Origin of the sequence: Arthrobacter sp. H35-D1 (assembly GCF_030063185.1) — a bacterium.
In the GTDB taxonomy this organism is placed as follows: Bacteria; Actinomycetota; Actinomycetes; order Actinomycetales; family Micrococcaceae; genus Specibacter.
Window position 1 is genome coordinate 1 of sequence record NZ_JASISP010000055.1, and the last position, 3440, is coordinate 3440.

General features: G+C 63.9%; 3 protein-coding genes. All 3 read left to right on the top strand.

Features of this window, described 5'->3' with window-relative positions; all coding sequences use genetic code 11:
• Positions 1-399: 399 nt before the first annotated feature.
• The 3 genes from QMG25_RS20145 to QMG25_RS20155 are packed head-to-tail and all read left to right on the top strand — an operon-like array spanning position 400 to position 3300.
• Positions 400-813: a hypothetical protein gene (locus QMG25_RS20145; protein WP_283462888.1), complete on the top strand. Its 414-nt coding sequence runs from the start codon at positions 400-402 to the stop codon at positions 811-813.
• Between the two features lie 28 nt (positions 814-841).
• Positions 842-2488, top strand: coding sequence for a DDE-type integrase/transposase/recombinase (locus tag QMG25_RS20150; protein ID WP_283462890.1), 1647 nt, complete (start codon positions 842-844; stop codon positions 2486-2488).
• A complete protein-coding gene (locus tag QMG25_RS20155) occupies positions 2488-3300 on the top strand; it encodes an ExeA family protein (RefSeq protein WP_283462893.1) in 813 nt (270 codons plus the stop codon). Before QMG25_RS20150 ends, QMG25_RS20155 begins: the two co-directional genes overlap by 1 nt.
• Positions 3301-3440 lie beyond the last annotated feature (140 nt).

A 3440-nucleotide genomic window follows, 5' to 3' on the forward strand; every position in this document is an offset into this window, starting at 1 on the left:
TGTTGAGCGTCGCGTGGTTTGGTGATGGGCGCGTCAGTGGGGGTGACGATGCGGGCTTTTTCCTGGTGGGTCTTGTTTTGTTTCGTTGGCGGCGTCAGGCTGGCGATGGGTGGCTGATCGCTGCTTAAAAGACAAACGACCCGATGCACAATTTTCGAAGATCCGCATCAGGTCGTTCTAACGCGTAAAGGCGCGCTGATGCTGACGGTAGATCATGATGGGGATTCTGTCGAGTCGGACTTGCTTGGCGGGGTTCTGGAATGTCCTGGGTGTGGGGGCCGGCTGCGGCCGTGGTCCTGGGCCAGGCCGCGGCGGATCCGCCACGGTGTTGGCACGGATTTCAGGGTTGTTGTGCATCGTCCCCGCCGTGCCCGGTGTGTCGGGTGCAAGGTGACGCAGGTGTTGTTACCGGTGGGCTTGGCAGGGCGGCGGGCCGATGAAGCTGCGGTGATCGCGGTCGCTATCGAGGCGAAGGCTGTTAATGGGTTCGGGTACCGGCGGGTGGCTGCCTTGGTGGGCCGGCCGCCGTCAACGGTGCGTGGCTGGTTGCGGGCTGTTGCCGCTGCTGCGCCGGCGATGGTTGGCACGTTCACGGCCTTGGTGCTCCGGGATGCCGGTGATGCCGCGGGGCTTTGGCCGGCCCCGGCACCGGCCGGGATTGGTGCGGTGGTTGGGATTGTGGCTGCGTATGCGCACGTCATTGCTGAGCGTCGGGGCGTTGACATGGTGACGTGGCAGGTAGCCGGGCTCGCCGCTGTAGGGCCCTGGTTTTTCTGCGCCCCGTGGTGGAGAAAAACGATCAACACGAGTTGACCCTTATGGCTGTGCTGGTCCCTGGCCCATGCTGGAAGACACGCTGCCGGCACTGCTGCCGGTGGTCTTTGGCTCCCGGCAAGTGAGGTGCTCGATGATGAACACACCATCCCCGCAGTCCCCGGTGTCCCGAAAAGAACGCAGGGAGGAGATCGCGTTGTTTCGGTACCGGCTCATTCAGGACCTTGTGGATGATTCCCTCACTACCCGCCAGCGTGGGCCCTTGGTGCGTTCTGTGGCTGCCCGCTCCCATCCGGGCCCGTTCGGGCAGGAAGTAAAGGTCTCACGGGAGACCATTGACCGGTGGATCAAGGATTGGCGGCGGGAGGGGTTCGAGGGACTCAAGCCCAAGGCCCGGACACACGCCCCGGTCACCCCGGCGACGGTGTTGGCGTTGGCCGAGACCCTCAAGCGTGAACGCCCGAACCGGACCGCAGCTCAAGTCAAACGCATCATGGTAGAAACGCTCGGAGACGCCCCGAGCGAATCGACCCTGTTGCGGTACTTTCGTTCCCTGGATATCCCCACCGGGGCCACTGCCCAGGCCACGGGCCGCTTCGAGGCTGACCATCCCAACGAGATCTGGGTCGGCGACGGGCTCCACGGGCCCCGGATCGCCGGGCGGAAAACGTACCTGTTCGCGTTCCTAGATGACCATTCCAGGATGGTTACCGCTGCCCGGTGGGCGTTTGCCGAGGACGCCGTGAGGCTCTCAGCGGTGTTGCGTCCGGCCCTGGAAACCCACGGAATCCCACAGATTGTGTATGTTGACAACGGTTCTGCCTTCGTTGATAAGTCCCTGGCCCGGGTCTGCGCGAAGCTCGGGATCCGGCTCGTTCATTCCCAGCCCTACCGGCCCCAGGGCCGGGGCAAGATCGAACGTTTCTTTGGCTCGGTCACCTCCCAATTCCTGACTGAAATCACCGTCACCAACCCGGTCGGAAGTGACGGCGTGGCCCTTGGTGCTGGCACTGCCACCGGGGACGGGGTACCTGGTTCGGGGACAGCGCTCACGAGCATGAAGGAACTAAACACACTCTTTTCCTCTTGGGTGCACCTGGCCTACCACCACAGCGTGCATTCGGGCACGGGCCAGACACCGCTGGCGCGGTGGGAGGCCAGTTGGGAGGGCCGGCGCGCGGACCGGCGGGACCTAGACGTCATCGCCGAAGCATTCCGCTGGTCCGAACACCGCAAGGTCACCAAGACCGGCACCGTGTCCCTGCATGGAAACATTTACCAAGTCGACCCGCTGCTGGCCGGGGCAAGGATCGAGCTGATCTATGACCCCTTCGATTTGACCGGCCCGGTCGCGGTGACCGCAGCCGGGGGCATTCCCGCCGGAGAAGCCGTACTCCAAGAAGTCCGCCGCCACGTTCACCCCAAAGCCGTCAACGCCACCAAAGACGCCGATACCGGGGCGAGGAACACCACCACCGGTATCGATTACCTCCGCCTGCTTGAAACCCGCCACGCCACCACCATGACCGCTGCACGCATCAGTTTCGCCACCATCGCCACCCCGGCACCCATAGAAATCACCACAGACGCTCAGACCACGGCCAGCACCGGTGCCAGCACAAGCAACGACACCGGCAGTGGTGCGCGGGTGCGTTCCGGGGCGATTCCCGGCGACCGGCCCCTGCCCGGCCTTGAACACCTAGGAGAATCCTGATGAGTATCGATCGTTTGCAGTCCCACTACGGATTCACCCGCATGCCCTTCGGCCGGGACATCCCGCCCCAGGCCCTGCACCCCCACCCCGGCCACCGCGAGGCCATCGCCCGCATCCAGTGGTGCGTGTCCCAACACCAAACCGGGGTGTTGACAGGGGAAGTCGGTGCCGGGAAAACCGTCGCGATCCGTGCCGCACTGGCAGGGCTGGAACCCTCCCGCCACCAAATGGTCTACATCCCCGACCCGACCATCACTATGCGCGGGATCTACACCAGGATCGTGACCGCGCTCGGCGGCTCGCCAGCGTTTTACTCCGGCGTGCTTGCTTCCCAAACCGCGTCCCTGCTTGCCGGGGAACTCGATGAACGTTCCCGTCTGCCCGTGATCGTCATCGATGAGGCCCACCTACTCGAAGTCAAGGAACTAGAAGCCCTGCGCATGCTCACCAGCGCCGACATGGATACCGGCTCACACTTCGCCCTGCTCCTGGTCGGCCAACCCACCCTGCGCCGCCGCCTGAAACTCGCCGTGCTCTCCGCCCTGGACCAGCGCATCTCCACCCGTTTCCAAATCAACGGCATGGGCCCCAAAGACACCGCCGAGTACATCCACTCACACCTCTCCTACGCTGGCCGCACCGACCCGCTCTTCTCAGAAGACGCGATCACCACCATCCACGACGGAGCCCGCGGCTACCCCCGCGCCATCAACAACCTCGCCATCTCAGCCCTGATCGCATCCTTCGCCACCGGAAAAGCCATCGTGGACCAATCCGCCGCCCAATCCGCAATCACCGAAAACAGCGACTAAAACCCCCGTCAGACTGACGACCACCACACCACCTCGACAACAAAGGCCCTGCCGAAACCACCCGGCAGGGCCTTTTCACGCCACCCACAACAACACCAAACATGACGGCCACATCGTCAAATAACATGACGGCTAACACT